Annotated in this window: 28 protein-coding genes and 1 tRNA gene; 22 read left to right on the forward strand and 7 right to left on the reverse strand. The window is 71.8% G+C overall.

Annotation, left to right across the window (positions count from 1 at the left end; genetic code table 11):
• Positions 1 to 138 precede the first annotated feature (138 nt).
• Together EXE41_RS19885 and EXE41_RS06895 are read right to left on the reverse strand one after the other, a co-directional pair.
• Positions 139 to 267 carry a hypothetical protein gene (locus EXE41_RS19885; RefSeq protein ID WP_255375966.1) on the reverse strand — a complete coding sequence of 43 codons (129 nt, stop codon included), beginning with the start codon at positions 265 to 267 and terminating at the stop codon, positions 139 to 141.
• A 184-nt stretch (positions 268 to 451) separates the two neighbouring features.
• Positions 452 to 523: transfer RNA gene (locus EXE41_RS06895), tRNA-Ala, on the reverse strand.
• Positions 524 to 781: 258 nt separating this feature from the next.
• Between EXE41_RS06895 and EXE41_RS06900 the strand changes: the two genes are divergently transcribed.
• From EXE41_RS06900 to EXE41_RS06910, 3 genes are all read left to right on the forward strand, one after another.
• On the forward strand, positions 782 to 1,540 hold the full coding sequence (locus tag EXE41_RS06900; protein WP_049931759.1) for a DUF120 domain-containing protein: 759 nt from the start codon (positions 782 to 784) through the stop codon (positions 1,538 to 1,540).
• A complete protein-coding gene (gene ribB / locus EXE41_RS06905; protein WP_137690624.1) occupies positions 1,540 to 2,292 on the forward strand; it encodes a 3,4-dihydroxy-2-butanone-4-phosphate synthase in 753 nt (250 codons plus the stop codon). The genes EXE41_RS06900 and ribB overlap by 1 nt, the downstream gene beginning before the upstream one ends.
• 430 nt (positions 2,293 to 2,722) lie before the next feature.
• Positions 2,723 to 3,652: a branched-chain amino acid transaminase gene (locus tag EXE41_RS06910; protein WP_049931757.1), complete on the forward strand. Its 930-nt coding sequence runs from the start codon at positions 2,723 to 2,725 to the stop codon at positions 3,650 to 3,652.
• 86 nt (positions 3,653 to 3,738) lie between these two features.
• Here EXE41_RS06910 and EXE41_RS06915 read toward each other — a convergent pair whose 3' ends face one another.
• Together EXE41_RS06915 and EXE41_RS06920 are read right to left on the reverse strand one after the other, a co-directional pair.
• Positions 3,739 to 4,452, reverse strand: coding sequence for a DUF502 domain-containing protein (locus EXE41_RS06915; RefSeq protein WP_049931755.1), 714 nt, complete (start codon positions 4,450 to 4,452; stop codon positions 3,739 to 3,741).
• Between the two features lie 84 nt (positions 4,453 to 4,536).
• Positions 4,537 to 5,376, reverse strand: coding sequence for a proline dehydrogenase family protein (locus EXE41_RS06920; RefSeq protein ID WP_049931754.1), 840 nt, complete (start codon positions 5,374 to 5,376; stop codon positions 4,537 to 4,539).
• Positions 5,377 to 5,508: 132 nt separating this feature from the next.
• Here EXE41_RS06920 and EXE41_RS06925 point away from each other — a divergent pair, with 132 nt between their 5' ends.
• The 6 genes from EXE41_RS06925 (at position 5,509) to EXE41_RS06945 (ending at position 10,993) form a co-directional block, all read left to right on the forward strand.
• Complete coding sequence (locus EXE41_RS06925) at positions 5,509 to 6,051, forward strand: CDP-2,3-bis-(O-geranylgeranyl)-sn-glycerol synthase (RefSeq protein ID WP_137690625.1); 543 nt, start codon at positions 5,509 to 5,511, stop codon at positions 6,049 to 6,051.
• 151 nt (positions 6,052 to 6,202) lie between these two features.
• Positions 6,203 to 6,385: an HVO_0416 family zinc finger protein gene (locus tag EXE41_RS06930; RefSeq protein WP_049931749.1), complete on the forward strand. Its 183-nt coding sequence runs from the start codon at positions 6,203 to 6,205 to the stop codon at positions 6,383 to 6,385.
• 78 nt (positions 6,386 to 6,463) lie between these two features.
• Positions 6,464 to 6,622 carry a hypothetical protein gene (locus tag EXE41_RS19230; RefSeq protein WP_006111597.1) on the forward strand — a complete coding sequence of 53 codons (159 nt, stop codon included), beginning with the start codon at positions 6,464 to 6,466 and terminating at the stop codon, positions 6,620 to 6,622.
• 106 nt (positions 6,623 to 6,728) lie between these two features.
• A complete protein-coding gene (locus EXE41_RS06935; RefSeq protein ID WP_049931748.1) occupies positions 6,729 to 8,573 on the forward strand; it encodes a UvrD-helicase domain-containing protein in 1,845 nt (614 codons plus the stop codon).
• Positions 8,570 to 9,925: a Xaa-Pro peptidase family protein gene (locus EXE41_RS06940; protein WP_137690626.1), complete on the forward strand. Its 1,356-nt coding sequence runs from the start codon at positions 8,570 to 8,572 to the stop codon at positions 9,923 to 9,925. Before EXE41_RS06935 ends, EXE41_RS06940 begins: the two co-directional genes overlap by 4 nt.
• Before the next feature lie 159 nt (positions 9,926 to 10,084).
• Positions 10,085 to 10,993 carry a BGTF surface domain-containing protein gene (locus tag EXE41_RS06945; RefSeq protein WP_241987205.1) on the forward strand — a complete coding sequence of 303 codons (909 nt, stop codon included), beginning with the start codon at positions 10,085 to 10,087 and terminating at the stop codon, positions 10,991 to 10,993.
• A 13-nt stretch (positions 10,994 to 11,006) separates the two neighbouring features.
• Here the strand turns inward: EXE41_RS06945 and EXE41_RS06950 are convergent, their stop codons facing one another.
• Positions 11,007 to 11,276, reverse strand: a complete 270-nt coding sequence (locus EXE41_RS06950) for a hypothetical protein (protein ID WP_137690628.1) — start codon at positions 11,274 to 11,276, stop codon at positions 11,007 to 11,009.
• Between the two features lie 117 nt (positions 11,277 to 11,393).
• Between EXE41_RS06950 and EXE41_RS06955 the strand changes: the two genes are divergently transcribed.
• Positions 11,394 to 12,017, forward strand: coding sequence for a riboflavin synthase (locus tag EXE41_RS06955; protein ID WP_094495468.1), 624 nt, complete (start codon positions 11,394 to 11,396; stop codon positions 12,015 to 12,017).
• A gap of 25 nt (positions 12,018 to 12,042) precedes the next feature.
• On the opposite strand, the gene EXE41_RS06960 is transcribed toward EXE41_RS06955, so the two are convergent.
• Both EXE41_RS06960 and EXE41_RS06965 read right to left on the reverse strand, forming a co-directional pair.
• On the reverse strand, positions 12,043 to 12,747 hold the full coding sequence (locus EXE41_RS06960) for a phosphoglycerol geranylgeranyltransferase (protein ID WP_137690629.1): 705 nt from the start codon (positions 12,745 to 12,747) through the stop codon (positions 12,043 to 12,045).
• A gap of 90 nt (positions 12,748 to 12,837) precedes the next feature.
• Positions 12,838 to 13,917 (reverse strand): tubulin/FtsZ family protein, encoded by a 1,080-nt coding sequence (locus tag EXE41_RS06965; RefSeq protein WP_137690630.1) that lies wholly within the window; start codon positions 13,915 to 13,917, stop codon positions 12,838 to 12,840.
• A 74-nt stretch (positions 13,918 to 13,991) separates the two neighbouring features.
• Between EXE41_RS06965 and EXE41_RS06970 the strand changes: the two genes are divergently transcribed.
• The 12 genes from EXE41_RS06970 (at position 13,992) to EXE41_RS19890 (ending at position 26,838) form a co-directional block, all read left to right on the forward strand.
• Entirely contained in the window at positions 13,992 to 14,561 is a 570-nt protein-coding gene (locus EXE41_RS06970) for a hypothetical protein (RefSeq protein ID WP_086216920.1), read from the forward strand.
• A 7-nt stretch (positions 14,562 to 14,568) separates the two neighbouring features.
• Positions 14,569 to 15,033 (forward strand): hypothetical protein, encoded by a 465-nt coding sequence (locus EXE41_RS06975; RefSeq protein ID WP_086216921.1) that lies wholly within the window; start codon positions 14,569 to 14,571, stop codon positions 15,031 to 15,033.
• A gap of 143 nt (positions 15,034 to 15,176) precedes the next feature.
• Complete coding sequence (locus EXE41_RS06980) at positions 15,177 to 17,195, forward strand: ATPase, T2SS/T4P/T4SS family (RefSeq protein WP_137690631.1); 2,019 nt, start codon at positions 15,177 to 15,179, stop codon at positions 17,193 to 17,195.
• On the forward strand, positions 17,192 to 19,015 hold the full coding sequence (locus tag EXE41_RS06985; protein WP_137690632.1) for a type II secretion system protein: 1,824 nt from the start codon (positions 17,192 to 17,194) through the stop codon (positions 19,013 to 19,015). Before EXE41_RS06980 ends, EXE41_RS06985 begins: the two co-directional genes overlap by 4 nt.
• Before the next feature lie 85 nt (positions 19,016 to 19,100).
• Positions 19,101 to 19,601: a hypothetical protein gene (locus tag EXE41_RS06990; RefSeq protein WP_137690633.1), complete on the forward strand. Its 501-nt coding sequence runs from the start codon at positions 19,101 to 19,103 to the stop codon at positions 19,599 to 19,601.
• Between the two features lie 6 nt (positions 19,602 to 19,607).
• The gene (locus tag EXE41_RS06995) at positions 19,608 to 20,072 is read left to right on the forward strand and encodes a hypothetical protein (protein ID WP_049931732.1); all 465 of its coding nucleotides are present in this window, start codon (positions 19,608 to 19,610) and stop codon (positions 20,070 to 20,072) included.
• Complete coding sequence (locus tag EXE41_RS07000) at positions 20,063 to 20,671, forward strand: hypothetical protein (protein ID WP_137690634.1); 609 nt, start codon at positions 20,063 to 20,065, stop codon at positions 20,669 to 20,671. Before EXE41_RS06995 ends, EXE41_RS07000 begins: the two co-directional genes overlap by 10 nt.
• Positions 20,665 to 23,886, forward strand: coding sequence for a hypothetical protein (locus EXE41_RS07005; RefSeq protein ID WP_137690635.1), 3,222 nt, complete (start codon positions 20,665 to 20,667; stop codon positions 23,884 to 23,886). The genes EXE41_RS07000 and EXE41_RS07005 overlap by 7 nt, the downstream gene beginning before the upstream one ends.
• Positions 23,887 to 23,969: 83 nt before the next feature.
• A complete protein-coding gene (locus EXE41_RS07010; protein WP_086216871.1) occupies positions 23,970 to 24,422 on the forward strand; it encodes a DUF5791 family protein in 453 nt (150 codons plus the stop codon).
• Entirely contained in the window at positions 24,419 to 25,321 is a 903-nt protein-coding gene (locus tag EXE41_RS07015; protein WP_086216870.1) for an NAD-dependent epimerase/dehydratase family protein, read from the forward strand. Before EXE41_RS07010 ends, EXE41_RS07015 begins: the two co-directional genes overlap by 4 nt.
• A gap of 123 nt (positions 25,322 to 25,444) precedes the next feature.
• Positions 25,445 to 26,617, forward strand: coding sequence for a bifunctional oligoribonuclease/PAP phosphatase NrnA (locus EXE41_RS07020; RefSeq protein ID WP_049931724.1), 1,173 nt, complete (start codon positions 25,445 to 25,447; stop codon positions 26,615 to 26,617).
• An 89-nt stretch (positions 26,618 to 26,706) separates the two neighbouring features.
• Complete coding sequence (locus EXE41_RS19890; RefSeq protein WP_254921855.1) at positions 26,707 to 26,838, forward strand: hypothetical protein; 132 nt, start codon at positions 26,707 to 26,709, stop codon at positions 26,836 to 26,838.
• Positions 26,839 to 26,890: the final 52 nt, after the last annotated feature.

Consider the following 26,890-nt stretch of genomic DNA (forward strand, 5'->3'; position numbering starts at 1 on the left):
CCGCGGTTGCCGAGAGTGCGGGGCGTCGGCGGCGTCCCGAGGCGGACGACGACGACGAACGCTGTTCCGAGAGGTCTGACGGGACGCAGAAAGCGCCTCGCACTCGGGCCGCGCCCGCCGGACCGGTCGGGAAGCCGGTTATAGCGTCGACGTGTACAGGAGCAGACCGACGGCGATCACCGAGACCAACAGGATCCACCCGACCATGATTACCCCCATCTGACGGTGCGTGAGGTTGGTTCCCTCGAGTATCTCAGAGACGCTCATACGCCGACGGATTCGCCGAGGGTATTTAATCGCTTCCAACGGGAGAGATCCGGCGTGCGAACCGGGTCGGAACGACCGAAACGGGAGTCGAGTGGGCTCACAGGGGTCTCGTGAGGATCAACGAACGGGACCGCGCGAGCTGCGCGGGTTGCGCCGCTCACGACCTTGCTCGCGGCGGAAAACATGGACTCGCGGGGATTTGAACCCCGGGCCTCTTCCTTGCGAAGGAAGCGATCTGCCACTGATCTACGAGCCCTCACGACGAACCAATCGCCGTTCGTATTTGTACCTTACCTTTCGACGACCCGTGCGGGAGTCGCTCGCATCCGGCGGCCGAATCGGTTCGGTCGAGGAACCGAAACATCGCGAAGCCGGCCGGCACCGACGGGGTTACATGTCCAGCGGGCGAACTGTTTGATCCTGCGGTTCTTGGTCGGCTCTACGACCACATAACGTTTTTGAGATGCGTACCACATTCGTTACTCTTTTGCCCGCGGACGACCGACTGTAAGGTATGTCAGACGCGACGGCGACCGACGCGGACACCGACGTGGACTCGGCCGCGCTCGCGGCCCTCAAGCACGTCGGGCTGGTCGGCGGGCTCTCCGAGACGAAGGTGTCGTGTGCGGCGCTCGGTGACCGGCTCGACGCCTCAACGCAGACCGCCTCTCGGCGCCTCCAGACCCTCGAATCCGCGGGTTACGTCGAGCGCGACGTGGTCAGTGACGGGCAGTGGGTCCGCGTGACGGACGCGGGCGAAGCCGCGCTCCGCGCGGAGTACGCCGACTACCGCCGGCTGTTCGAGTCGGACGTCGGACTCTCGCTCCGTGGGTCGGTCACCGGCGGGATGGGCGAGGGGCGCCACTACATCACGCTCTCGGGCTACGCCGAGCAGTTCCGCGAGCGCCTCGGCTACGACCCGTTCCCGGGCACGCTCAACGTCGACCTCACCGAGGAGAGCGTCCGCCGACGCGGCGAGATGGCCGGTATCGACGCCGTGCCCATCGACGCGTGGGAGAGCGAGGAGCGCACCTACGGCGCGGCCACCTGCTACGGGGTCACCCTCGTCGCGGGCGACGAGCGCTACGAGGAGGTCCACGCCATCGTCCCCGATCGGACCCACCACGACGACGACCAGCTCGAACTGATCGCGCCGGACCGGCTGCGCGACGCGCTCGACCTCGCCGACGGCGACGCGGTGGAGGTCCGCGTCGAGCCGACGAGCCGGGCCGACGAGCCCGGATCGGTCGCGGCCGAGACGGAGGTCGCCTGATGCGCGCCGACGTCGACGCCGACCCGGAGGCGAGCGCGGGCGGAGCGGAATCGGCCGACGCCACCGAGGGGACCGAGCCCGCGGACGACGCCGACGCGGTCGAGCGCGCGCTTGACGCCTTCCGCGCCGGCGACCCCGTCTGCGTCCACGACTTCGCGGACCGCGAGGGGGAGACAGACATCGTCTACCCCGCGGGCGCGGTCGACGAGGCCGCGGTCGCGCACATGCGCAACGACGCGGGCGGCCTGATCTGCGTGGCCGTGAGCGACGCGGTGGGCGACGCGTTCGACCTGCCGTTCCTCGCTGACGCGCTCGACCACCCCGCGGTCGACGACGACCCGGACTACGACGACCGCTCCTCGTTCTCGCTGCCCGTGAACCACCGCGAGACGTTCACCGGGATCACCGACGCGGACCGCGCGAAGACCATCGCCGAGGTGGCGAACGCGGCCGGCCGCGTCCGCGGCGACCCGGGCGGGTACGGCCCGGAGGACTTCGCCGCGGAGTTCCGCGCGCCGGGTCACGTTCACCTCCTGCGCGGCGACCGCGACGGGCTCTCGGGGCGCACCGGTCACACCGAACTCGGCCTCGCGATGGCCGAGGCGGTGGGCGCCGCGCCCGCCGCCGTGGTCTGCGAGATGCTCGACGACGAGACGGGCGACGCGCTCTCGCCCGCGGACGCCGCCGCCTACGCGGCCCGCCGCGACATCCCGTACGTCGAGGGCGCGGCCCTCGTCGAGGCGCTGAAATAATCGACCGCCGCTACTGTCGGCGCGCGCCTGCGAGCGGTCGCCCTCGGCGACCGCGAGTCAGCGCGTGCGAGGGAGTCAGTCGCCGGAGCGAAGCGGGGGCGACTGACGAGGCTGGGGAGGTGAGAGGTGCTGTACGGAGCGGTGCGGGGTGGGACTCAAAGGGGCAGCCGTGAGGGCGACGTAGGCGACGCAAGCACTGGAACGAAGGAGTGAACGCAGTGAGCGACCGAGTGAAGCGCGCAGCGAGCGTACGTCGCCCTCACGGCTGGGGCTCTGGCGGTGTTCGTGTCGGGATCGTCTCTGTTTCGCCGAGCGGCTGGGGCTTTGTAAGTGGTTGTCGTTGTCCCGTCAGAGGAATCGAAACTCGGTCCGTCCCGACAACCCCGACCGGTTGTCACAGTTTTAAGCCCGCCGGCCGCAACTACCGAGTATGGGATTCGACGAGATGGACGTCGACACGATCTGGAAGAACGGGGAGTTCCTCGACTGGGAGGACGCGACGACCCACGTTCTGACCCACGCGCTCCACTACGGGAGCGGCGTGTTCGAGGGCGTCCGCTGTTACGACACCGAGCAGGGGCCGGCGATCTTCCGGTGGGAGGAACACCTCGACCGGCTGTTCGACTCGGCGAAGATGTACGACATGGACATCGAGCACTCGCGCGAGGAGATCACCGAGGCGACCCTCGAACTCCTCGATCGGCAGGACCTCGACTCCGCGTACGTCCGACCGATCGCCTACTACGGGTACGATTCGCTCGGCGTCTCGCCGAAGGGCTGTCCGACCGACCTCGTCCTCGCCGCGTGGCCGTGGGGGGCGTACCTCGGCGAGGAGGCCCTCGAGGAGGGGGTCGACGTGATGGTCTCCTCGTGGCGGAAGCACGCCTCCTCGCAGGTGCCGACGAACGTGAAGACGACCGGGCTCTACGTCAACTCCATGCTGGCGGGCGAGGAGGCGCGCCGGAACGGCTACGTCGAGGCCATCGTCCTGAATAAGGAGGGGAACGTCGCGGAGGGACCGGGCGAGAACATCTTCATGGTCAACGACGGCGAGATATACACCACCGGCCCCGCGCAGTCGATCCTCGAGGGGATCACCCGCGACACCGTGATCGCCCTCGCCGAGGAGCGCGGCTACGAGGTCCACGACGAGGCGGTCATCTCCCGCGGACAGCTGTACACCGCCGACGAGCTGTTCTTCACCGGCTCCGCGGCCGAGGTCACCCCGATCCGCTCGGTCGACGACACGGAGATCGGCTCGGGAAGCCGCGGCCCGGTGACCGAGGAGCTTCAGGACGCGTTCTTCGACCTGGTCGAGCGGCGGACCGACGACCACGACGAGTGGTTCACCTACCTGTAGCTCGCCTCGCCTGCTTTCTCTAGATCTTTTTAAATCGCCGCGCGCGAAGAGCCGCTAGTCACTCGAACTGCCGGCCGCTCGAGCCGCTACTCGCTCGAACCGCTCCCGTCGGTCGCCGACCCCTCGCCGTCGCTCGGGGTCCCGTCCGTCCGGACGCGTCCGAAGCCGCCCGGGGTCCCGTCGCCGTCGCCCTCCGTGGGCGCCTCCTCGTGGACGGGGACCTGATGAGCGGACTCGGCGAATCCGGCGGAGAGGACCCGCGTCATCCCCTCCTCGACCGTCTCGCCGGTCTCCTCGACCCGGTCCGGTTCGACCTCGATAACGAAGCCGGTGGTGATGTTCGGGGCGGTCGGCATGAACAGGACGATCTTTCCGTCTCGGGTCTTCTTCCCCGTCCGGAACGCGGTCATCCGGATCCCGGGCCACGTCTCGATGTACACCGGGCTCTGTAGCTCGTCGGTGCCGGAGATCGCCGTCTCGATCGCGAGCTTCGAGGCGTTGTACACGACTCGGAGTGCTGGGATCCGGTTGATCGCGTCGTCCACCGCCGACTCCGCCAGCCGACCCAGCGTCGTCCGCATGAAGTACCCCACCGCGAGCACCACGGTCGCGAACACTGCGAACGCGATGACGACGCGGGAGACGGGCTCTAGCGGCGCCGGGATGACCTCGGGCTGGAGCCCCTCGATGAGCGGGATCGAGGCGATGTACTGGTAGATCCAGCGGAGGACTAACAGGAGGACGAGGAGCGGCGCCAGCACGATGAGCCCGCTGGCGAAGTCGCGTTTCCACGTGGACATCTATCGGATCGGTATGTGTCGGCAATCCTTAAGAGGGCTTCCACGCGCCGGCGGCGCGGGCGAGGTCGCGAGGCGTCGCGTCGACTACTGCCCCAGCACCGCCCGCGCCGCGAACGTCAGGTTCTCCTTGCGCTCGCGGACGCGGCGGTAGAAGTACGAGAGCCACTTGTCGCCGTAGGGCGCGTACCGGTGGACGTCGACCCCCTGCGCGGCGAGGTCGCGCTGGGCGTCCTCGCGGACCCCCATGAGCATCTGGACCTCGTAGTCGGCGCCGCGGTCGCGGGCGAGCCGGTCGGCGAGCGAGATCATCTCGGGGTCGTGACTGCCGACCGCGATCCCCCGGTCGCGCCGCTCGAACAGCGTCGTCAGGTCGTCGCGGTACGCCTCGTCGACGCGAGCCTTGTCGGTGTACGCGATCGAGGACGGCTCGTCGTAGGCCCCCTTCACGAGCCGGAGCTTCCCCGGAACGTCGATCAGGCGGTCGAGGTCGTCCGCGGTGCGCCTGAGGTTCGACTGGACGCACTGCCCGACGCTCCACGGGTAGTCGGCGGCGATCGACTCGAAGGCGTCGAGGGTGGCGTCGGTGGTGTCTGCGTCCTCCATGTCGCACCAGACGAACGCGTCGACCTCGTGGGCACGAGCGACGATCTCTCGGTAGTGCTCCTCAAACAGGTCGGTCGAGACGTCCATCCCGATCTGCGAGGGCTTCACCGAGACGCAGGCGTCGAGGCCGCTATCGGCGATGTCGTCGAGCAGCCCGAGGTAGGCGTCGGTGTCCGCGCGGGCGTCCGCGGGGTCGTCGTAGTGTTCGCCGAGCAGGTTCAGAATGACCGCGACGCCGTCCTCGTTCGCGGCGCGGACGTGGTCGAGGGCCGCCGGGACGCTCTCGCCGGCGACGAACCGGCTAGCGACTGGGGGGATCATACTGAGCGTTCCGGCCGGCGCGAACTTTACCTTTGTCGAGTCGGCGGCGACGACCGCAATCGCGTGTGCGGTGCGGCGACCGGCGGCGACGGATCCGGGGTTTATAACACGCTGCGCGCCGCCCGTGGGGACATGATCGGTACGCTCGTCGCGACCGCGTTCTGGGCGATGCTCCCGGCGTACGTCCCGAACAACGCCGCGGTGTTGGCCGGCGGCGGACGCCCCATCGACGGCGGCCGCGAGTGGCGCGGGGCGCGGCTGCTCGGCGACGGGAAGACATGGCGCGGCACCGCGGTCGGCACTCTCGTCGGCGTCCTGCTCGCGCTCGCGCTCAACGCGCTCGCCGCCCCAGCGAGCGCGGCGCTCGGGAGCGACCTGCCGACGTTCGCGCTCCCGGCGGCGTTCGCGCTCGCCTTCGGCGCGATGTGCGGCGACATCGGCGCCTCGTTCCTCAAGCGTCGCTCGGGCCGCGAGCGCGGCGCCGCGTTCCCCGGTCTGGACCAGTTGGACTTCGTCGTCGGCGCGCTGGGGCTCGTCTTCCTCGTCGACACCGACTGGGCGCTCGCTGCGTTCACACCGGGCGTCCTCGCCGTCATCCTCGTGATGACTCCGGTCCTCCACGTCGTCACGAACGTCGGCGCGTACGCGCTCGGAGTCAAAAACGAGCCGTGGTGAGCGACGCTACGCTTCCGCCCGCGGCGTTCGGTCTGCCCTGATGTTTGGTTTCGACTCTTTTTGTATCTCTTGTTGATCGATTGTCCGCGTAATTCGCAGCGACGAGAACGGCAGAAAGACATATATATTGGTGTGGCATACGATGACACGCATGTCTAGTAGTGCACCCAGCTCGGACGACGACGTGTTCGACGAGTTCCTCTCCGACCGCGGCCACGAGACGGAGATCGTAGGCTGGGAGCGATCCTATAACAAGCTCCAGTGTCCCGAGTGCGGTGCGCTCCACGAGGAAGGAACCGCGACGTGTTCGGTCTGCGACTGGCGGCCGAACTGACGCGCGCCGCGTTCCGCGAATTTTCTTTCCGTCATACCCCCCGGTAGTATTATGTGGAATTACTCGATAGTGACTATCATGCCGACCTGTCAGAACTGCGGTTCCTTCGTCACGACAGATTACGTTCGGGTGTTCACCCCGAACGAGGTCGATCGGCCCCGCGTCTGTCCGGCCTGCGAGGACCTGGTCCGCGACGGCGCCGACGTGCGGGAAGCGCGCGCGACGCGGAGCGGCTGACGGACCGACCGGACGATGACGCGACGCTCTGCCGCCGCGGTCCGGCGCGCGCATCGAGGGCAACCGAGCCACGGCGTTTAAGGAGAACCGGAATCTGGAGGTAATAATGACTGATACCACGGTGACGCGGCTGTTCGGGGGGCCCGGGAGCGGGAAGACGACCGCGCTCCTCGACCGCGTCGAGGAGATCCTCGACGAGGAGGGCGCCGACGTGCGCGACGTGCTCGTCGTCTCGTACACGCGCGCGGCCGCCGCCGAGATCCGCGAACGGCTCGCCGAGCGGCTCGACATCTCCCCGCGCAGCCTCCAAGGGAACGTGAGCACGATGCACGCGAAGGCGTACGAGCTGCTCGACCTCTCGCGAGGCGACGTGGTGGGCGAGGACGACAAGGAGGCGTTCTGCGAGGAGTACGGCATCGAGTTCGAGGACCAGCACGGCGGCGCCGGTCGCCGGACCGCGCGGTCGACGACCATCGGCAACAAGATCATCGCCACCTCGCAGTGGCTCCAGCGCACCGAGCGCGACGTGGCCGACTGGTACGACGTGCCCTTCCAGTGGAATGTCGAGGAGGTCCGGCTCCCGCCCGAGGAGGACCCCAACGCCCAGCAGGGGAACAAGTACACGCCGACGTGGCCCTCCGACGACGACCGGATCGACATCCCCGAGACGATCCGGGCGTGGCGGACGTACAAGGGGGAAAACGACCTCGTCGGCTTCGCGGACATGCTCGAACGGGTCGCGCAGCGCTCGCTCGTCCCCAGCGTCGACTACCTGATCATCGACGAGTTCCAAGACATCACGACGCTCCAGTACAACGTCTTCGAGGAGTGGCGCCCGCACATGGAGAAGGTGCTCATTGCCGGCGACGACGACCAGGTCGTCTACGCGTGGCAGGGGGCCGACCCCGACCTCCTCCTCGACACCGACGTCGACGAGGACGTGGTCCTCCCGAACTCCTACCGGCTCCCCTCGGAGATCCTCAACGTCGTCAACGCCGAGATCCGCCACATCGACAAGCGGCAGGAGAAGGACCTCCACCCGCGCACGGAGGGCGGTTCCGTCGAGGCGATCGAGTCGCCGTCGATGATCGAGCTCGTCCGGAACGTCCGGTACACCGTCGAGGACGACGAGGGCGACGTGATGTGCCTGTTCCGCGCCCGGTACCAGATGTTCGACTTCATCGACGAGTTCATCGACCACGGCATCCCGTTCACGATGCTCACCGACGGGCGGATGTGGACCGACCGCGTCCAGGACTACGTCAGCGCGATCGAGAAGGCCGAGGCCGGCGACCCGGTCACCGGGCTGGAGGCACGGCGGCTGGCGGACATGCTCCAGGAGTCGGCGTTCGGGACCCACGACCGCGAGGAGTTCTACGACTTCCTCGACGACCGCGAGGAGGCGGCCGACTCCGACGATGTCGCCGACATCGACATCGCGGCCGACACGCTCGACGAGTACATCCCGTTCATGCCCGACACCGCCAGCGCCGACGACATGGTCCGGAAGGTAACGAGCTTCCAGCGCAAGTCGATGGGCGCGTACTTCGAGGGCGAGTACCAAGGCACTGACCCGACCCGCGTCCGCGTCGGCACGATCCACTCGGCGAAGGGCCGCGAGGCCGACCACGTGTTCGTCGCTACCGACCTCACGGAGAAGGTCGTCGAGCAGATGGCGGCCTCCATCGACGACCCGACCGACGTCGACGGCGTCGAGGAGTTCACGAAGTCGACGAGTCCCGTACCCGTCCTCACCGACAACGAGCGCCGCGTCTTCTACGTCGGGATGTCCCGCGCCCGCGAGCGGCTCGTGATCATGGAGAGCCTCATCAGCGGTGCGCCGACGCTGCCGATCAGCGTCCTGTTGTTCAACGAGCTCCGGGAGGAGCCGGCCCAGGAACTCGTCGAGGAGGTCCAGGCGGAGCTGGCGGTGCCAGAGCCCGAGCCGTGAGCGAGGACGACGCGACCGCCACCGACCACGCAAAAAATCCCCGCCCGCTCCGGACCGACCTCCGACCGATCGTCGAGGCGGTCCGCGACGCCGACGCGGCCGCGTTCGTCGCCGTCGGCGACCGCTTCGACGACGACCTGCGCTACCTCTCCCGCTTCGCCGGCCCGGACAGGCCCTCCGCGCTGGTCGTCGTCCCGACGGGCGAAGCGACCGGCGACACCGTCGGCCGCGCCGTCCTCTGTGCGCCCGCCCTGTTCGGCGAGCAGGCCGAACGCGAGTTCGTCGCGAGCGCGCGGGCGTCCCACGAATCGGGGAACGGTGGGCCGACCGACGACGAGGTCGGCTTCCACGACGGGGTCGCCCGCGAGGTCCGGACGGAGCGCGTCGGCGACCACGCCGGCGAGCGCGCGGCCGCGGCCGCCGCGGATCTCGCGGGGGGAGCGAGCGGCGACGGGGAAGGAGTCCTGACGCCCGCGTCGATTCCGCACGACGCCGCGGTGTACCTCGAACGGGCGGGGTTCGAGCCGGCGTCGACGGAGGCGGTCGCGACCGCCAGGGCGCGAAAGACGCCGGCGGAGCGGGACCGCATCCGGCGCGTCCAGCGCGCGACGGTGGCCGGGATCGCCCGCGCCGAGGCCGTCCTCGCCGACTGCGAGGCCGTCGACGAGGGGAGCGAGGAGACGGCGGCCGGGCGGGCCGACGACGACCGCCGACCCCCGCTCCGGTGGGACGGGGAGCCGCTGACGACGGAGCGACTCCGCCGCGAGGTGAACGCGGCCCTCGCCGCGCGCGGCGTCCGCGACGCGGGCAACACCGTGATCGGCGCCGGTCCCTCGGCGGCCGACCTCCACTACGTCGGCGACGACCCGGTCCGGCCGGGCGAGACCGTACTGCTCGACGTCTCGCCCCGCGGTCCCGACGGGTACTACGGCGACGCGACCCGGACGTTCGTCGTCGACGGCGACGGCGGCTGGGCGCGGCGGGCGTACGTCGCGGTCGAGGCCGCGCGCGAGGCCGCGCTCGACGAGGTCGAGCCGGGCGTCCCGGCGAAGACCGTTCACGGCGAGGCGGCGGCGGAGCTCGCCGCCTACGGCTTCGACCCGAACGCCGGAGAGGGCGAGGCCGGCTTCACCCACGGCACCGGCCACGGCGTGGGCGTGAGCCTCCACGAGAGGCCGTCGCTGTCGGGCGCGGGCGAACTGCGTCCGGGACACGTCGTCACCGTCGAGCCCGGCGTCTACGATCCGGATATCGGCGGCGTCAGGCTGGAAGACCTAGTCCTCGTCACTGAAGACGGATACGAGATACTGGCGGAGCATCCGTTCGGCATCGCGCCGCGCGAGCGGGAGTGAGCGGCGGGTAGCTACGACCGGTCTTTGCGCTATCGGCGCGCCTTTTGAGACTCCCGCCGAAGCCCGATACGCATGCGATCCGAGCCCTCCGTCGGATCCGGCGCCACCGCCGGGTCCGAATCGGTCTGGCGTATCGCGAGGCGTAGATGTTCAACGGCGGTGGCGGTTCTCGTGGCCGCGACGGCGCTCGTCGGGGTCGTCGTCGCCGGGAGCGGCGTCGCGGCCGCCGACGGAACCGCCGAACTCGGCGCGGGCGTCGTCACCGTAAGCGAGGACGGGAGCGCCGAGTTCACCGTCGAGACCGACGGCGTCGACGCGTTCGAGGTCGTCGTCGGCAACGAGGAGGAGGTCGGATACGAACTCCGCGCCACGGTGACGCCGGACGGCGACGGCGTCACGACGCTCGTCTTCACCCACGCCGAAACCGGCGGGAGCGGCGCCCCGCTGACCGCCGCCGACGGCGGCGCGGTGGAGATCGACTACGAGACGACCCTGAGCGAGGCGATCGCTCCCGGAAGCTACGACGCGGAACTGTTCGTCGGCGGCGACCCCGCGGACGTCGCCACGCTCGTCGTCGAAGACCGAACGGGCGACGAAAGCGGGGGCGACGGAAGCGGCGGGGACGGCGCGACCGACGGCGAGTCGGCCGAGGCCGTCACGGTCACCGAGGCGGACGTCGAGGCGGCCGATCTCGTCGTCGCCCCGGCGGAGACCGAGCTGAGCGTTCCGGTGACCGCCGAGGACGGCGAGACCGTGACCCTCCGGATCCGCTCTGACGGCGACGCGAGCCCGAGCTTCCTCATGACCGAAGCGGCGACGGTCGAGAACGGGACGGCTAGCGCGGCCTTCGATCTGCGTCGGACGACCCACGGAGACCGCGCGACGCTGACCGTCCGCGGGAACGAGGCGGTCAACGAGTCGAGCGCGCGCGAGGTGCTCGTCGTCGACGAGGAGATCGGCGTCGAGGAACGCGACGGCGTCCTCGGCCTCGAAGCGCCCGGGTTCGGGGTCGTCGCCGGCGGGCTCGCTGTGCTCGTCGTCGCGATCGTTGCCCGGCGGCGGGAGTGAGAGCCGGGCCGAGTCACTTTTCGACCGAATCGCCCTCGGAGCCGGCGGCGTCGTCGTCTCCACGAAGCTGTCGCAGTAACAGTCCCGAGAGCAGCCGTCGGAGTATGGTGGCGGGGTCGAGGAAGTACTGCGGGAGGACGACCATCGCGGCGGCGACGACGAGCAGGCCGGCGCCGAGCGCGACCTCGCCGGCGAACAGGCGGACGACGGCGTAGTTCGCGAGCGGGAGCGCGAAGACGAGCGACGCCGCCAGCCCGATCATGTCCAGCACTCCGAGTCGCATCGACCCTCCGTTGATCCCCGGGGGGCAAAAGGGGCCCGGCCGCGACGACGGGCGGTCGAGCTCCCTGAGCCCGGCCGGACCCAGAACCGATATCCGTCGCCCGCCCCCAGTTCCGGTATGTTCACCGGCATCGTCGAGGGCACCGGTACGGTCCGCGAGCGGACCGAGACCGACGACGGCCTCCGGCTTCGGATCGGCGTCGACGGATTCGACGACCTCCACCACGGCCAGTCGATAAGCGTGAGCGGCGTCTGTCTGACCGTCGAGGAGCACGGGAGCGACGACGGCGGCACGACCGACGGCGGCGACTGGTTCTCGGTGTTCCTCGCGAGCGAGACGGTCGCGAAGACGTACCTCGGCGGGATCGAGGCGGGGGACGCCGTCAACGTCGAGCGCGCGATGCCCGCCGACGGGCGGTTCGACGGCCACGTGGTCCAAGGACACGTCGACACCGTCGCCGAGGTGACGGGAATCGAGCGCGTCGGAGAAGACTGGCGGTTCACGTTCGCGACTCCGGAGGGACACGGCGACTACCTCGTCGACAAGGGGTCCGTGACGCTCGACGGCATCTCGCTGACGGTCGCCGAGAAGCGCGCGGGCGAGTTCGACGTGGCGGTCATCCCGACGACCTACGACCTGACGACGCTCTCGGAGAAGTCGGTCGGCGACCCGGTGCACCTGGAGGTAGACGTGATCGCGAAGTACGTCGAGAACATGCTGGACGGGTACGCGGCCGACTAACTGGCGACGGACCGACCCGTCCCCCTCAGTCCCCTGCGTCCTTCGCGCCCTTCACCGTCTCGCGGACGGCGTCGACGCCCTCGTCGTGGAGCAGGTCGCCGACGACGATCACGTCGCTGTGAGCGGCCATCTCGTTGGCCGACTCGTAGTCGTGGATGCCGCCGCCGTAAAAGAGCGTGGCGTCGTCTAAGGCGTCGTGAGCGGCCGCGACCTTCTCCGTGTCGCCGAACGTGCCCGAGTACTCGACGTAGACGATCTCCTGGCCGAACATACGCTCCGCGACCTTCGCGTAGGCCGCCACGTCGTCGGCGCTGAGGTCGCAGTCGGCTTCCGTCAGCCGGGCGACCGACGCCTCCGGGTTCAACACGATGTACGCCTCGGTGTGGGTCCGGGTCCAGTCGAGGTCGTCGATCCGGACCCACTCCTTGTGGGCGCCGGTTATCCAGAAGGGGCCGCCAGCGTTGAAGACGGTCGGGATCAGGTAGCCGTCGAGCGCCGGCGAGTCGATCACGACTCCCGGATTCGACGGCTCCTGGTACAGCGGCACGTCGTACTCCGCGGCGGCGTCGACCACGCGGGTCATCTTCTCCGCGGTGACGTCGAGGGTCCCACCGATCTCGATCGCGTCCGTCCCGGTCCGGCAGACGTCCTCGAAGGTCTCGCCCGCCCGGAGGTCCTTGTCGGGGTCGACCTTCAGCACGTGGTCCCAGTCGTCCCACGGGTTAGTCATCGGCCGAGACTCCACCGGGCGAGAACAAAAAGGTGCGGAAGCTATCCCGCCCCGGAGCCCCGAGCCGCGCCGCGCGGGAGGGCGGGGGCCTCACAGCAGGTCGTCGATCTCGTCGTTCTCGAACGCGGCCGCCGGGTCGGGCTTCTCCTCGCGCTCGTCGCGGACCGCCTGCCGAGCGCGCTCCAAGAACGCCTCGACGCGCTGCGAGCGCTCGACCCCCGCGAGGAGGACCAAGGCGGCGATCCGGTCGGAGTCGAGCGGGAAGTCGCCGCCGCGGACCTGCATCGACCCCGTCTCCTCCTGAAGCCACTTCCGCGCCTTCTCCGCGCCCTTCCGGGAGATCCGGTCCGGGCCGCCGGCGACCGCAACGAGGGCGGCGTCGGCGTCGGTGGCGCTCGGCAGCGACAGCCCGGTCATCACCGAACTCCGGACCGCGCTCGTCACGGTGTTGACGTTCTCTTGCGGGTCCTCGGCGGCGGGCGCCGACGCGAACCCGACCGCGGCCATCCCGCCCGCCCGGAGCGTGTTGATCACCTCGCTCGTGTCGACGACGGACTCGGCGACGCCCTCGACCGCCTCGCCGGCGGCGAGGACGAGCCCGATCCGCTTCGCCATCGAGGCGTTGATCGCCTCGTAGCCGCCCTCGACGGACTCGCCCGCCGAGCGCCACGCGTCGTTATCGAGCAGGATCGTCGCGTCTGACTCGCGGACCAGCGTCTTGAGCGACCGGCCGGCGTTCACCTGATACATCGTCCCCTCGTCGCGACCGGGGAGGACGCCGATGGCGTACACAGGTACGTCGTACACCCGGTTCAGCTCGCGGACGAGGACCGGCGCGCCGCCGGAGCCCGTCCCGCCGCCGAGGCCGGCCACGACGAAGACCGCCTCGGCCTCCGCGGTGACCTTCGGGGCGAGCGCGTCCAACACCTCGACCGCGTCTTCGTCCATCACTTCGGCGCCGAGTTCGTTGTCGCCGCCGACGCCGTGACCGTTGACGCGCGACTGCCCGACGAGGACCGTTTCGAGCGGGAGGGGGTCGAGGTCGGCCGCGGCGGTGTTGACAGCGATCGCGTCGAGGACCGCGCCGTAGCCGGCGTCGGCGTCGAACTCCGCGAGGGCGGTCGTGAGCTTACCGCCCGCCTGTCCGACGCCGAGGAGGACTGCTTTCATGCCCAGACGTACCGGTTCCCCCGATAATATCCTTTCCCCGACGTTTAAGAGTGAGACCGTGGGCAACAGGCCGCATGACCGATCACGCGCGGGGCGCGGAGCCGACGGACGCGGAAACGGACGCGACGCCGACGGGAGCGGACGGACCGGACGACCGGATCGAGTCTCGGCTCCGCGCCGTCGAGCGCGCGGTGACCGGGAGCGAGGCGCGGCCGGTCGACGCCGCCGCGGACGCAGAGGCGACGGCCGAGCGCGAGCGACTCGAGTCGCGGCTCGACGACCTCGAGGAGCGCGTCGCGGAGTTGGAGGCGGCGACGCAGGCGGTCCGCGGCTACGCCGGAGCGATCCGGGCCGTCAACCGCGAGGTCGAGCGCCGGGCCGACCTCGCGCTCGCGAGAGCGACCGAGGCCGGGCGAGAGAACGAACGGAGCGGCGGCAGTGTCGGCCGCGAGAGCAGCGCGAGCGACGGGCAGCGGGCCGACGACACCGTTCCGTCGGAGGGCGCCCTCGACGCCGCCCTGCCGGACGATCGCTCGCGGTCCGGACCGCGTACCGGCGGCAGCGGAACCGACGAGGCCGCCGGGGACGGCGACGGCGGGGCGTGGGCGACGGACGCGCTCGACCGCCTCCGGGAGTCGCTGTGAGCGAGCCGTGATCCGCGTGGCCCTCACCGTCCTCGTGGCAGTCGCGCTGCTGACGGCGTCGATGCCCGCGATCGAGACGGCCCGGACCGCGACGACGGCGGACCGGATCGGCGCCGAGGCAGACCGTCTGGAGCGGGCGATCGGCGGCGTAGTCGCCGGATCGTCGCCCGTAGACGACCCCGCCCTGGCGGCGCAGGCGACGGTGCGTTTCCGGGTCCCGACTGGGTTCGCCGCGGCGGAGGTCGACCGCGTCGCGCTCGTCGAGCCGCCGGACAGGCCGGGCGGCGTCGTGCTCGCGTACCGCGTCGAGGACCGGCCGAAGCGCACGGTCCGCGTCGGAACGGGACCGGTGGAGGTGACTGTCGATCTCGGCGGCGGACCGATCGAACTTCGCCCGGGCGGGACGAACCGCATTCGGCTCCGGTACGTCGACGACGAGGGGCCGACGGTCCGGATCAACCGAGCGGGGTAGACCGGGGCGGAGGGACGCGACGGCGCGGGACAGAATAGATTACGACAGGGCAGACCGGGACGACGCGGATCGTTTCGAGACGCGGCGGAACGGAACGGCGGGACGGCCGACGACTTATATAACAAACCGCGGGCACGCCCGTCATGAACCTCGGTATCACCGATCAACTCGCCGACGGGGCCGGCGAGACGCCGCTCCGAGCGCTCCCGTGGGTCGACGAGGACCGCGACGAGTGTCGGTGCGAGCCGGCGTTTCGCGAGCCCGTGGGAACTGGCGTCGAGGACAGGGTTATACTCGACGTCGACGCCGGCGCGTGTCCCGGACGCGGCGACCTCGCCGCGAGCGCCGACTGTCTCGCGACCGTCGTGGAGGCGCTCGGCGACCGCGACGCCGACGTGATCAGGACACGACACCGCGGCCGCGAGCGGTCGTACGCCGACCGCGCGGCCGACCTCCTGACCGCCGCCGGACGGTTCCGCGAGCGGGTCGGGTTCCGTGAGGAGCGGCTCGCCGAACGAGTCCTCCGCGACCCGCTCGGCGCCGCGGTAGAGGCCGCCGGGCGGGCGGGCCCTACGAAGCGCATCGCGGCCGAAACGGGGCTGCTGTCGGCCGCGGAGGATCTCGGCGGCGGCGAGAACTGGCCCGAGAGCGACAGCGTTCTGAGCGATCGCCTGCGGGCCCACGTCGGTCCGACGGCCGCGACCGCACGGGTCGCGGCCTCGCCGCCGCCGGGTGCGACGCTGGTCGATCGCTGGACGGTGCCGACCGGGGCGACGGTCCGGCTCTACGACGGCGACGACTCCCTCAGGACGTACCACCTCACGCCGCCGACGGTCGATCTGGACGCCGACGCCGTAGCGACGCTGGCCGCGGCGCGAGACCGGCTGCTCGACGACCCCCGCGGCGGCGACAGGGCCCCCGGACGAGCGGTGCGGGCGGCGGCGGAAGACGGCGACCCGGTCGCCGATCTGACGGAGATCCTGCGCCGACACACGCACGGCTACGGCGTGTTCGAACACGTCTTCGCCGACGAGAGGGTGAGCGACGCGACGGTGACGGCGCCGGTCGCGGAGAACCCGCTCCGCGTCGTGCTCGACGGGGAGCGGTGTCGGACGAACGTGCGGCTCCCCCCGGAAGGGGCCGCCACGCTCGCGTCGCGGCTCCGCCGGTCGAGCGGTCGGGCGTTCTCGCGGGCCACGCCGACGCTCGACGCGACGATCGAGTCCGAAACCGGTCGGGTCAGGGTCGCCGCGGTCACGGCCCCAGCCAGCGACGGGCTCTCGTTCACGTTCCGACGCGGGGATCCGGAGGCGTGGACGCTCGCGCGACTGGTGTCCGTCGACACCCTCACGCCCGCGGCGGCCGGGCTGTTGTCGGTGGCCGTCGAACGCGGGGTAGCGGGGCTTATCGCGGGCGGCCGGGCAGCCGGGAAGACGACCGCGCTCGGCTCACTGCTGTGGGAATTGCCCGCGGAAACGAGGGCGATCGCAATCGAGGACACGCCGGAACTCCCGGTAGACGCCCTCGCGGACGCCGGGCGAGACGCGCAGCGACTCTGCGTCGGTGACGGGGCCGAACTCGCCCCGGCGGACGCCGTTCGGACGGCGCTCCGGATGGGCGGCGGCGCGATAAGCGTCGGCGAGGTGCGCGGCGAGGAGGCGCAGGCGCTGTACGAGGCAATGCGTGTCGGTGCCGCCGGCGAGACGGTGCTGGGGACGATTCACGGCGAAGACCCGGCCGGGGTGGAGGAACGCGTCGTCACCGACCTCGGCGTCCCCCGCTCGTCGTTCGCCGCGACCGATCTGATCGCCGTGCTCGACGACCACCGCGTGGAGTCGATCGTCGAGGTCGGCGACCGCGACGGCGGCGTGAGCTTCGATCCGCTGTTCGAGCGGACCGAACGGGGACTCGTCGGCACGGGTCGGATCGACCGCGGTGAGAGTCGACTCATCGAGGCGCTCGGGGGGACGAACGAATCGTACGCGGCGGTTCGGGAGGTCATCGATCGGCGGAGCGACCGGATCCGCGAGGCGGTTCGGGCGGGACGCGTTTCGCCGGCGCGGTACGTCAGGGGAGACGTATCCGGCGATCCGAGCGGAGACGTGGGAGCCCCGGCCGATCGACCACGCGAGGGAGGAGTGAAGCACGGAGGCGGCGCATGAACGAGGACCGGTCGAAACCGACCGAGTGGTCGGCTCGTGTCGACGGAGAAGACGACGCGACCGCCTCGAAAGAACTGCGGCGGGCCGTCGCGTTTCTCGGCTGGGGCGTTTCCGCGGAGCGCGTCGTGGCGATCGGGTACCGGGCCGGCGTCGTCGTCGGGGCGGTTGTCGCCGCGGCCGCGGCGCTCGCTGCCGGCGCGGTCGTCGCCGCGCCGGCCGGACTGGCCGCCGCCGTCAGCGGCGTACACGCGGTCCACCGGGCGCCGGTGTGGCTCGCGTCGCTCCGGCGGACGCGGGCGCTGGGCGCGGCGCCGGGGCTCGTCGGGCGGCTCGTGTTGCGGATGCGGCTCGATCCCTCGACAGAGCGTGCGGTGCGGTTCGCCGGCCGGACGGGAGAGGGACCGTTGGCCGCGGCTCTCTCCCGCCACGAACGGGGCTGTGCGGACGGGCCGACGAGCGGCCTTCGAGCGTTCGCTCGCGAGTGGACTCCGTGGTTCCCGGCGATAGACCGCGCCGCCGCGCTGGTCCGGACCGCGGCGACCGCGCCGCCGGAGCGCCGCGGGCGGTGCCTCGACCGCGCCCTCGACGCGACGCTTTCGGGGACGACCGATCGGCTCGCGTCGTTCGTCGGCTCCGTCCGCGGGCCGGTCTCGGCGCTGTACGCGTTCGGCGTGCTGCTCCCGCTGGCACTCATCGCGCTCCTTCCCGCGGGCGCCGCCGCCGGCGTCGCGGTGGGTTCCGGACTCGTCGCCGGCCTGTACCTGATCGCGCTTCCGGGCGGGCTGGTGGCCGCCTCGGCGTGGCTGCTCTCCCGTCGCCCGGTGGCGTTTCCGCCGCCGCAGATCGGCGGAGACCATCCCGACGTGCCGAACCGACGCGGCCACGCGTTGGTCGTCGGCTGCGCCCTCGGTGCGGCCGCGGCCGCCGTCGCCGCGCGAGTCGTCGCGCCGTGGGCGTGGCCGGTCGCGGGGGTCGGCGTCGGAGTCGGGAGCGCGCTGTTCGTCCTCGCGCGACCCCGCCGCGCGGTGCTGTCCGAGGTCCGAGGCGTCGAGCGGGGGCTGCCGGACGCGATGACCGTGATCGGCGGAGACGTGGCGGAGGGGGTCGCGGTCGAGACCGCGGTCGCGAACGCCGGCGAGCGGCTCGACGGCGCGACCGGCGAGGTGTTCGAGCGCGCCGGTCGGCGGAGCGACACGCTGCGCGTCGGCGTCCGCGAGGCGTTTCTCGGACAGGGCGGGCCGGCCGCGGACGTGCCGTCGTCCCGGGTTCGCGGGGCGATCGCGCTGCTCTCCGTCGCCGCGCGGGAGGGGCGTCCCGCCGGCGACGTCCTGTTGGAGCTCGCCGACCAGCTGGAGTCACTACGGGAACTCGAACGCGACGCGCGCCGCCAGCTCGCGACCGTGACGGGGACGCTCTCGAACACCGCGGCGGTGTTCGCGCCGCTCGTGGGTGGAGCGACCGTCGCGCTCGCGACCGGGATCGACGCCGCCGATGTCGGGAGCCTGGGAGCCGGAGCGGCAGCGGGCGCCGACGCGCTCGGCGGAGGCGGACTGGGCGCGGAGAGCGGAGTGGCCGCTGGCGGGAGCGGGGCGGCGAGCGACGGCGCGAGGACCGGCGGAACGGCTGCCCTGTCGGTGCCGGTGCTCGGACGGATCGTGGGGACGTACGTGCTGTTGCTCGCCGCCCTCCTCACCGGGCTGGCGACCGGACTGGAGCGCGGATTCGACCGGACGTTGGTGGCCTATCGGGTCGGGATCGCGCTGCCGACGGCGACGGCCACGTTCCTCGTCGCGTTCGCCGGCGCCGGACTCCTGTTCTGAGCCCGATCGGTGGGGCAGTCGGCCCTCGATCGACCGCGACGCTCGGGGCCGATCGTTTATGTATGAAAGCGCGGCCAGCCGCGCCATGTTCGAGACGCACCTCGACGCCACGTACGCGTGGCTCGGTCTGGCCGTCGTGAGCGTCGCGGCCGTCGGCGTGGCCGCCGCGTTCCCGGCGTCGCCGCCGCCGGACGCGGACGGCGTCGCGCGCACCGTCGATTCGGTCGCGGACGGGTCGTACCCGGCGACGGCGGAACACGGTATCGCGGCGGACAGACTCCGGCTCGCGGAGGGATCCGTCTCGCTTAGAGACGAGGGAGGGACGGCGCGGGCGACGCTCGATGCCCCGCGGATCACCCCGGTCGTCCGACCGGCAGCGGGGGTGACGCCGGGCGCGGCGACGGACGCCCGGCTTCGGCGCGTCCTCGACGGCGCCCCTCCGGACGCAGCGTTCGACGATCCGGCGTCGTTCGCGGCGGCCGCCGAGCGTGCGCGAGCGGCGGACGCGAGGTGGACGACCGCACCGAGGCGGATAACAGTCCGGCGCGTACACTACGGTGACGTCCGGGTCACGCTGGTCGGGTGATCCCGCGTGTCGCGTGACTCCACGGAATCCGGCGCGTCGGCGACTCGGAACGGGCCGAGCGCGGCGTTCCCGACCGCCGACCGTGCCGCCGTCGAGCCGATCGCCGCGCTCGTCGCGGTGGTGGTCGTCGGACTCGCGTTGGGGCTATACGCCGGCGCCTTCGCGGACGCGGCGCCGGACGACCGTCGGTCGGCCGCGAAGTCGGCACTGGACCGGGTCGAGGGGAGGGTCACCGTCGGCGGCGTCCTCGACCCGGACCGGATGCGGCGGGTCGAAGCGCCGGGGACCGCGATCGCGATCGAACTGGAGGCGGACGGCGAGCGGTGGTTGGCCGCGTCGGGGCCGGACGCGCCGGGACCGCCGGGAGTCCGGACCCCGGAAGCGGTCGCGGTCGCCGAGCGACGGGTGACGGTCCGCGTGGCGCCGGGCCGTAACGTCCGCGGAACGCTCCGGGCGGTGGTGTGGCGGTGACCAGCACCGTCCTCGACGTGACCGTGCTGCTGCTTTGCGTCTCCGCGAGCGTCGTCGCGCTCGGCGCGAGCGACGCCGGCGGCCCCGACGGCCCGACCGCGACCGACGCCGCCGACCGGCTCGTCACCGAGACCGAGACCGTGGCGTATCCCGACGAGGGCGCGCCGAACGACACCCGACGAGTCCACGCGACGCGCGCGGAGTTGCTCGCGCTGGTCGCCGAACGAGTCGGTGACGGGGGCACGAAAACGGCGTTCGACCGCCGCGCGATCGACGCGGTTCACACCGGGATCGGTCCGCGGACGCGCGTCGACGTTGCCCTCGACGGGCCGACGCGGACGGCGGAGAGAGTGGGTGGGGTGCCGGAGCGATACCGGGCGCCTGGCGCGTCTCGAACGACGGAACCGGCGGCCGACTCGTCCGGATCGACCGCGGACGAGACCCGACGGGTGGTCGCCGTCGGATCGGAACCGCCGCGAGACGCCACCGTCGGGGTCGCGGTCGTCAGACAGCCGCTTCCGGCAGGAGTCGACGGCGGTGGGGAATCGGACCGACGCGGAGCGGGTGCTACGGTCCGGATCGTCGTTCGGAGGTGGTGAGCGTGAAGGGCAGCGACTCCGGTCGGGCGGGTTCCGGCCGACGGAGCCGGACGTTCGCGGTCGACGAGCGGGCGCGAGTCCCGTTCGCGCTGGTCGGCGTGCTACTGCTCGTGACGAGTTCGGCGTACGCCGCCGGACTCGCCGAGCAGGGGCTCGTCGGCGAGGACCGCCGCGTCGAACGCGCCGTCGAGCGAGTCGACGCCGACGCCACCGCCGCGCTCAGGAGCGCGGCCCGGGAGGCCGCCCACGAGGCGGCGGCGGAGCCGGTGACGCGGCCACCGAGTGGACCGGGAGCGGCGGCCGAGGCCGTCCGGGAGGGATCGGCCTTCGAGGACGCGTTCCGGATCCGACTCGCGGTCGCCGGATCGGAGGCGCTGGGTGCCGTCGAGAGCGACATCGGCACCGTGACGGCGACCGCGTCGCTACCGGCCGTCGAGTCGCCGAGCGACCTCGTCGCCGCGCGCGAGCGGGTCCGCGTCGAGCGGGTCGCCAACGGGACCGCGACGCGAGTGACGTTCGAGGGCGTCGCGACGACCGCAACCCGGAACGGGCGAACCGTCGTGAACCGGACGCGGTCCCGAACGGTCACGGTCGCGGTGCCGACGTTGGCCGCTCACGAGCGGACCGAGCGGTTCGAGCGCCGACTCAACCGCGGTCCGGTCGAGGGGCCGGGACTCGGGCGACAGGTCACGGCCAGCCTCTACGCGATGGCGTGGGCCCGGGGGTACGGCCAGTACGCCGGCGCACCGGTCGAGAACGTGGTCGCGAACCGCCACGTGGAGCTGTCGACGAACGCCGGGATCGTCCGCGTCCAGCGGGATGTGTTCGGAACGAGCGATCCCGACGCCCGCGGCGGCGTCGCGCGAGCGACCGCCCGGACCGGTGTGACCGACCTGCTGTCGCCGACCGGCGTCGACGAAGCCTCCTGGACGGACGCCGTCCTCGGAGCGCCGACGCCGACGGCGGAGACCGAGAGAGAGCGGACGGCCTCGGACGGGAACGCGGCGACGAGCGAGGACGCGGCGTTCGACTCGGCCACGGATCCGACGAGCGAGACGGCGTCGGTCGAGGTCGGGCACGCGGCCGACCGCGCCGCGACCCGCGTCCACGACGACCTCGAATCGATCGTGCGGGCGAGCCACCGAGTCGAGGCGACCCTAGAGGCGGAGGCGACGCGGGTCGTCGAGGGCGGTCCCGTGAGCCCGGGTCGTCCCCGGTCGCAGCTCGGAGAGCCCTGGCGGCGGGTCGACACGTCGCGGACGGAGCGCGTCCGCGTCGCCGACGGGAGCGACCTCCGAACGGGAACCGACGGCGAGACGGTGTCGGCCGGCGAGTCGGTGTCGTTCGGCGGCGCGACTCGGGAGGTCGTCGTCGAGCGCGCAGCGACAGCGACGTGGGAGCGACGGGTCGTCGAACGGGGACCGAACGGAACGGTACAGGACGTGAGCGTCGACCGCGCCGTGACGAGCGACGAGGCGACGGACCGGTACCGCGTCCGCGTGTCGGTGACCGGGACGTACGCGCCGCGCGACGACGCCCCCGACGGGCCGACGGCGACGTTCGGCGCCGCCGACCGGGACGTTGCCGGGCCCGACCTCGCCGACACGCCGGCGGCCGCGAGGGCAGAGCTGAACGTCGAGACGGCGGGCGACGTCGATCGGCTGGCTCGCGACGCCGTCGAACGGGGCGACGAGAGGCGGTCGACGGTCGTGTACGGCGACCGATCGGGCGCCGACCTAGACCGGATCGCGGCGGACATCTCGACGCTGTCGGAGCGCGTCCGCGACCTGGAGACCGAGGCGTCGATGGCCGACGCCGCGGTCGGCGAGTCGACGCCGTACGGCGATCTCGCCGCGGCCGTGCGCGATCGGCGCGACGCGCTACGCGACGCCCCGAGGCGGTACGACGGCGCGGTCGACCGGGGGCGCGTCGCCGCCCGCGTCGCGTATCTCGACGCCGTGATCGGGGAGCTCGAATCGGCGTCGGACGACAGGAAGGCGGCGTCTAACGGAGTTCTCGACCGCGTGAACGACGCGTTCGGTGGACCGCCCGTGGGCGAGGTGATCGCCAGCCGCGAGGCCGCACGCGACCCGGGGACCTACGCGGTCGGCGACGAGGGGCCCGCCGGCGCCGTCACATTCGCTCCGGAGGGGTCGCCGGGGTATCTCCCGCGGACCGCGGTCGACGGCGAGCGCGTGGAAGGCGTCGCCGGCACGACCACGAGGCCGCTCGCGGCTCGAAACGTGAACTACGCCACGCTCCCGTACAGCGACGTCTCCGGCGGGATCGCCGACCGGATTCTCGGCACCGACGACACGGTCCGTCTCGGCGTCGCCGGGCGATCGCTCCTCGCGGCCGACGAGGCCCTCGCGGCGGCCGACGACGACGACCTACGGGCCGACCGAAACGCGCTCGCCGGACGGGTTGACGCCTCGCTGGGACGCGTCGACGACGCGTTACAAGACCGGCTCGCGAAACGGACCGACCTCTCGCGCGAGCAGCGGAACGCGGTCGTGGAGAGCGTCGCGTCCGAGTACGATTCGCTCGGCGACAGGGCCGTCGCGGTCGGCGACGGCGAGTACCCGAACCGCGTCGCGAGCGAGGCGGCCCGGGTCGGGTCGCTGTCGAGGGCCGAACGGCTCGGCCTCGCGGCGCACCTCCGGATGGAGACGCGGAAGGCGGCGGGACGGGACGCGGTCCGCGTCCCGGCTCGCTTCGTCGACGCGACGACGACGGCGTCCCGGACGATTCGTCGAGACAGAGTCGAGTCGAGGATCGAGTCCCGCGCCCGGAAGGCGGTCGCGTCGGTGCCGGACGAGCGGGTGCCGAAGCCCGTTCGGAGCGTCGGCGCGGGACTCCCCGTCGCGCCGGTCCCCGGGTACTGGGTGGCGACGGTCAACGCGTGGAACGTTCAGGTGCGCGGAGAGTACCCGCGCTTCGCGCTTCGTGCGAACGTCGGGACGCCCGACCGCCCGTTCGAGTACGTCCGGGAAGCCGACGAGGTCAGCGTCGATGTGAACGGCGAGTCGGTCGCGCTCGGCGCGACGGAGCCGGTCGCGTTCGAGACGCGGACGGTCGTCGTCGTCGCGGTCCCCGCCGGGCCGCCGGGCGTCGGCGACGTCGACGGGACGCGCGAGGAGACGTCCGGCGGCTGGCCGTGTCCGGGATCGCTGAGCGCGTCGCCCGGAGAGGGGGACGAGTGTACGGAGCCTTGAGGGATGGAGGGAGAACGCGGGCGGCGAAGCGCCGGGACGCGGCCGACCGCAGGCGTTTTGCGACGGCGCGACCCAGAGGGAGTATGTTCCACGAGGTCGTTGACGACCGCGGAAGCGGGCCCGACGTCGACGCGGACGAACCGGCGGCGGCGGAGTTACTCGCGGCCTTCGAGACGCTGGTCACGGAGGCCGCGTCGGGCGTCGACGGCGACCGGCTCGTCGGCGAGGTCGGCCTGACGGAAGCGGACGCGAGCGCCGTCCGCGACGGGGACGTCGCGGCGCTCTCGCTCGCGGACGCGGCGGCCGTCCTCGCGGCGGCGGAGCCGGGGCGCGACGCCGACGCGATGGTCGCGGAGGTGCGCGATCACCTCCTGATGGGGATGGCGACCGCCGTCCTCGACGTCGACGCGATCGCCGCGCGGATCGACGCCGACCTCACCGGGCAGGAGGTCCAACAGGCGCTGGAGGGGCGGACCAGATTAACTCTTGGCCAGCTCGCGGAGATACTCGCGGTCATCGAGCGTCGGAAGCCATGAGAGTCGTCGTCGTCGGCTGCGGCTACGTCGGGCTGGCGCTGGCGGAACAGCTCGACGCCCGCAGCCACGAGGTCGTCGGTGTCCGCCGGTCAAACGCCGGCCTCGACGCGGTCGACGCGGTCGGCTCCGGGGTCGAGGCCGTCCGGGCGGACGCGACCGATCCCGAGTCGCTCTCGGCGCTACCGGACGCGGACGCGGTCGTCTTCGCGGCCAGCTCCGGCGGCCGCGGTGCCGACGCGGCCCGGGAAGTGTACGTCGACGGCTTGGCGAACGTCGTCGACGAGTACGGCTCGCGGGCCGCGCCGCCGGACCGGCTCGTGTACACCTCCTCGACGGGCGTGTACGGTGACCACGACGGCGGGTGGGTCGACGAGGAGACGCCGGTCGACCCGACCACGGAGAAGACCCGCGTCCTCGCCGAGGCCGAGCGGATCGCGACGGAGCGCGCGGCCGACGCCGGGATCGACGGGACCGTCGTCCGGTTCGCGGGGCTGTACGGGCCGGAACGCTACCGGCTGGATCGGTACGTGGATGGCCCGGTGACGGCCGGTTACCTGAACATGGTCCACCGCGACGACGCCGCGGGATCGATTCGACATCTGCTGGAGACGGACCGCGCACGCGACCGCGTCGTCCTCGTCGTTGACGACGAGCCGGTCGGCAAGCACGTGTTCGCCGACTGGCTCGCGGACGCCTGCGGCGTCCGGCGCCCGGAGAAGCTGTCGAAGGACGAGCGGATCGCGGTGGGGAACCTCTCGGCGGCCGCGGAGCGCCGGATCCGAACCAGCAAGCGCTGTTCGAACGCGCTGCTCCGCGAGCTCGGCTACGAGTTCGCTCATCCCACGTTCCGGTCCGGCTACCGCGACGCGGTGCGAGCGTACCGGACGCGGACCGAGTAGCGCGTCTCGGACGGACGGCGGCCGGTTCGGCCCGTCGTCGTCCGACCGCGGTCGGTTCCGTCGGTTTCACTCCGTCAGAACGGTAACGAACCTTCATGTGTCGGGAGCGACTCAACACAGCGCATGCGAGCGATGAGCGCGGTCGGCGACCGACTCTCGCAGGCGGAGGCAATGGTCCGGGAGAACCCGGAGATCGCCGTCGCCGGGGCGCTCATCGTCCTGATCGTCGTCGCCGTGGGGCTCGTCGTGCTCCGTGCCCGCCGGACGCCTGGAGTCAGGTTCCGCCGGCTGCTGGCCGACGAGGACGAGATAACGGTGTTGATGCACCCGAACCCGGACCCCGACGCGATGTCGGCCGCGGTCGGCGTGGCCTCGCTCGCCGATCAGGTGGACGTCGACGCAACCGTCCAGTACCCCGGTCAGATCCGTCATCAGGAGAACCGGGCGTTCCGGACGGTCCTCGACTTGGAACTGGAGCCGATCGAACACGTGAGCGACCTCGCGTCGGAATCGGTCGTCTTGGTCGACCACAACGAGCCGCGGGGGTTTGCCGGCGCCGACGGCGTGTTGCCGATGGCCGTCGTCGATCACCACCCCGGCGACGGCGCCGGTGGATCGTTCACCGACGTACGGACCGACTACGGCGCGAGCGCGTCGGTCGTCGCCGAGTACTTTCAGGACAACGACGCGGTCCCCGTCCCGCCGGACAAACACGCGAGCGAGACCGGGAGCGACCTGACGCTGTCGACGGACACGGCGACCGGGCTGTTGTACGGGATCTTGGCCGACACGAAACACCTCACCGTCGGCGCCAGCGAGCCCGACTTCGCGGCGGCCGCGTACCTCTATCCGGGCGTCGATCAGGACCGGCTCGACCGGATCGCGAACCCGGCGGTCGACGCGGAGGTGCTGGAGGTGAAGGCCCGGGCGATCGCCGGCCGTCGCATCGAGGGGTCGTTCGCGGTCGCGGACGTCGGCGGCGTGAACAACGTGGACGCGATCCCGCAGGCCGCGGACGAACTCATCCAGCTGGAAGGAGTCAGCGCGGTCGTGGTGATCGGCGAGCGAGACAAGACCGTCCACCTCTCGGGACGCTCGCGGGACGATCGGGTCCACATGGGTAACGCGATAGCGGCCGTGCTGGACGACGTCGACAACGGGAACGGTGGGGGGCACTCCCGGATGGGCGGCGGTACGATCGAACCGGAGCTCGACCCCACCGGGGAGGAGCCGAAGACCGTCGACCGCGACGCCCTCGCCGACGGGCTGTTCCGGGCGATGGCCGGGGACGTGTGACCGCGATCGACGCGGCGGGCCGGCGGGGCGAGGCGTCCACGCCGGACGTGAGCGTACAGATTTAACTTCCGGGCGGCGATCCCTCCGCTATGTACATCGCTGACGCGCTCGACGACGGGTGGCTCGCGCTCGCCGGCGTCGGCGCCGGCTACGGTATCGCGGTTGGACTGGTGTTCCTGCTGGTCTTCGTCGTCCCGTATCTAGCCGTCACGGCGCTGTAGCGGGGCGCTTTCGTCAACGACCGAGAGGTGAAAACAGCGATCGGCGGGTCTC

This window comes from Halorubrum sp. SD690R (assembly GCF_005435035.1).
GTDB classification, from domain to species: domain Archaea; phylum Halobacteriota; class Halobacteria; order Halobacteriales; family Haloferacaceae; genus Halorubrum; species Halorubrum ezzemoulense.

Excerpts from the sequence above, each read along its gene's own strand:
- EXE41_RS19885 (WP_255375966.1), bottom strand. The coding sequence starts at position 267 with ATGAGCGTCTCTGAGATACTCGAGGGAACCAACCTCACGCACCGTCAG.
- EXE41_RS06900 (WP_049931759.1), top strand. The coding sequence starts at position 782 with ATGTCAGACGCGACGGCGACCGACGCGGACACCGACGTGGACTCGGCC.
- ribB (WP_137690624.1), top strand. The coding sequence starts at position 1,540 with ATGCGCGCCGACGTCGACGCCGACCCGGAGGCGAGCGCGGGCGGAGCG.
- EXE41_RS06910 (WP_049931757.1), top strand. The coding sequence starts at position 2,723 with ATGGGATTCGACGAGATGGACGTCGACACGATCTGGAAGAACGGGGAG.
- EXE41_RS06915 (WP_049931755.1), bottom strand. The coding sequence starts at position 4,452 with ATGTCCACGTGGAAACGCGACTTCGCCAGCGGGCTCATCGTGCTGGCG.
- EXE41_RS06920 (WP_049931754.1), bottom strand. The coding sequence starts at position 5,376 with ATGATCCCCCCAGTCGCTAGCCGGTTCGTCGCCGGCGAGAGCGTCCCG.
- EXE41_RS06925 (WP_137690625.1), top strand. The coding sequence starts at position 5,509 with ATGATCGGTACGCTCGTCGCGACCGCGTTCTGGGCGATGCTCCCGGCG.
- EXE41_RS06930 (WP_049931749.1), top strand. The coding sequence starts at position 6,203 with ATGTCTAGTAGTGCACCCAGCTCGGACGACGACGTGTTCGACGAGTTC.
- EXE41_RS19230 (WP_006111597.1), top strand. The coding sequence starts at position 6,464 with ATGCCGACCTGTCAGAACTGCGGTTCCTTCGTCACGACAGATTACGTT.
- EXE41_RS06935 (WP_049931748.1), top strand. The coding sequence starts at position 6,729 with ATGACTGATACCACGGTGACGCGGCTGTTCGGGGGGCCCGGGAGCGGG.
- EXE41_RS06950 (WP_137690628.1), bottom strand. The coding sequence starts at position 11,276 with ATGCGACTCGGAGTGCTGGACATGATCGGGCTGGCGGCGTCGCTCGTC.
- EXE41_RS06955 (WP_094495468.1), top strand. The coding sequence starts at position 11,394 with ATGTTCACCGGCATCGTCGAGGGCACCGGTACGGTCCGCGAGCGGACC.
- EXE41_RS06960 (WP_137690629.1), bottom strand. The coding sequence starts at position 12,747 with ATGACTAACCCGTGGGACGACTGGGACCACGTGCTGAAGGTCGACCCC.
- EXE41_RS06965 (WP_137690630.1), bottom strand. The coding sequence starts at position 13,917 with ATGAAAGCAGTCCTCCTCGGCGTCGGACAGGCGGGCGGTAAGCTCACG.
- EXE41_RS06970 (WP_086216920.1), top strand. The coding sequence starts at position 13,992 with ATGACCGATCACGCGCGGGGCGCGGAGCCGACGGACGCGGAAACGGAC.
- EXE41_RS06980 (WP_137690631.1), top strand. The coding sequence starts at position 15,177 with ATGAACCTCGGTATCACCGATCAACTCGCCGACGGGGCCGGCGAGACG.
- EXE41_RS06985 (WP_137690632.1), top strand. The coding sequence starts at position 17,192 with ATGAACGAGGACCGGTCGAAACCGACCGAGTGGTCGGCTCGTGTCGAC.
- EXE41_RS06990 (WP_137690633.1), top strand. The coding sequence starts at position 19,101 with ATGTTCGAGACGCACCTCGACGCCACGTACGCGTGGCTCGGTCTGGCC.
- EXE41_RS07010 (WP_086216871.1), top strand. The coding sequence starts at position 23,970 with ATGTTCCACGAGGTCGTTGACGACCGCGGAAGCGGGCCCGACGTCGAC.
- EXE41_RS07015 (WP_086216870.1), top strand. The coding sequence starts at position 24,419 with ATGAGAGTCGTCGTCGTCGGCTGCGGCTACGTCGGGCTGGCGCTGGCG.
- EXE41_RS07020 (WP_049931724.1), top strand. The coding sequence starts at position 25,445 with ATGCGAGCGATGAGCGCGGTCGGCGACCGACTCTCGCAGGCGGAGGCA.
- EXE41_RS19890 (WP_254921855.1), top strand. The coding sequence starts at position 26,707 with ATGTACATCGCTGACGCGCTCGACGACGGGTGGCTCGCGCTCGCCGGC.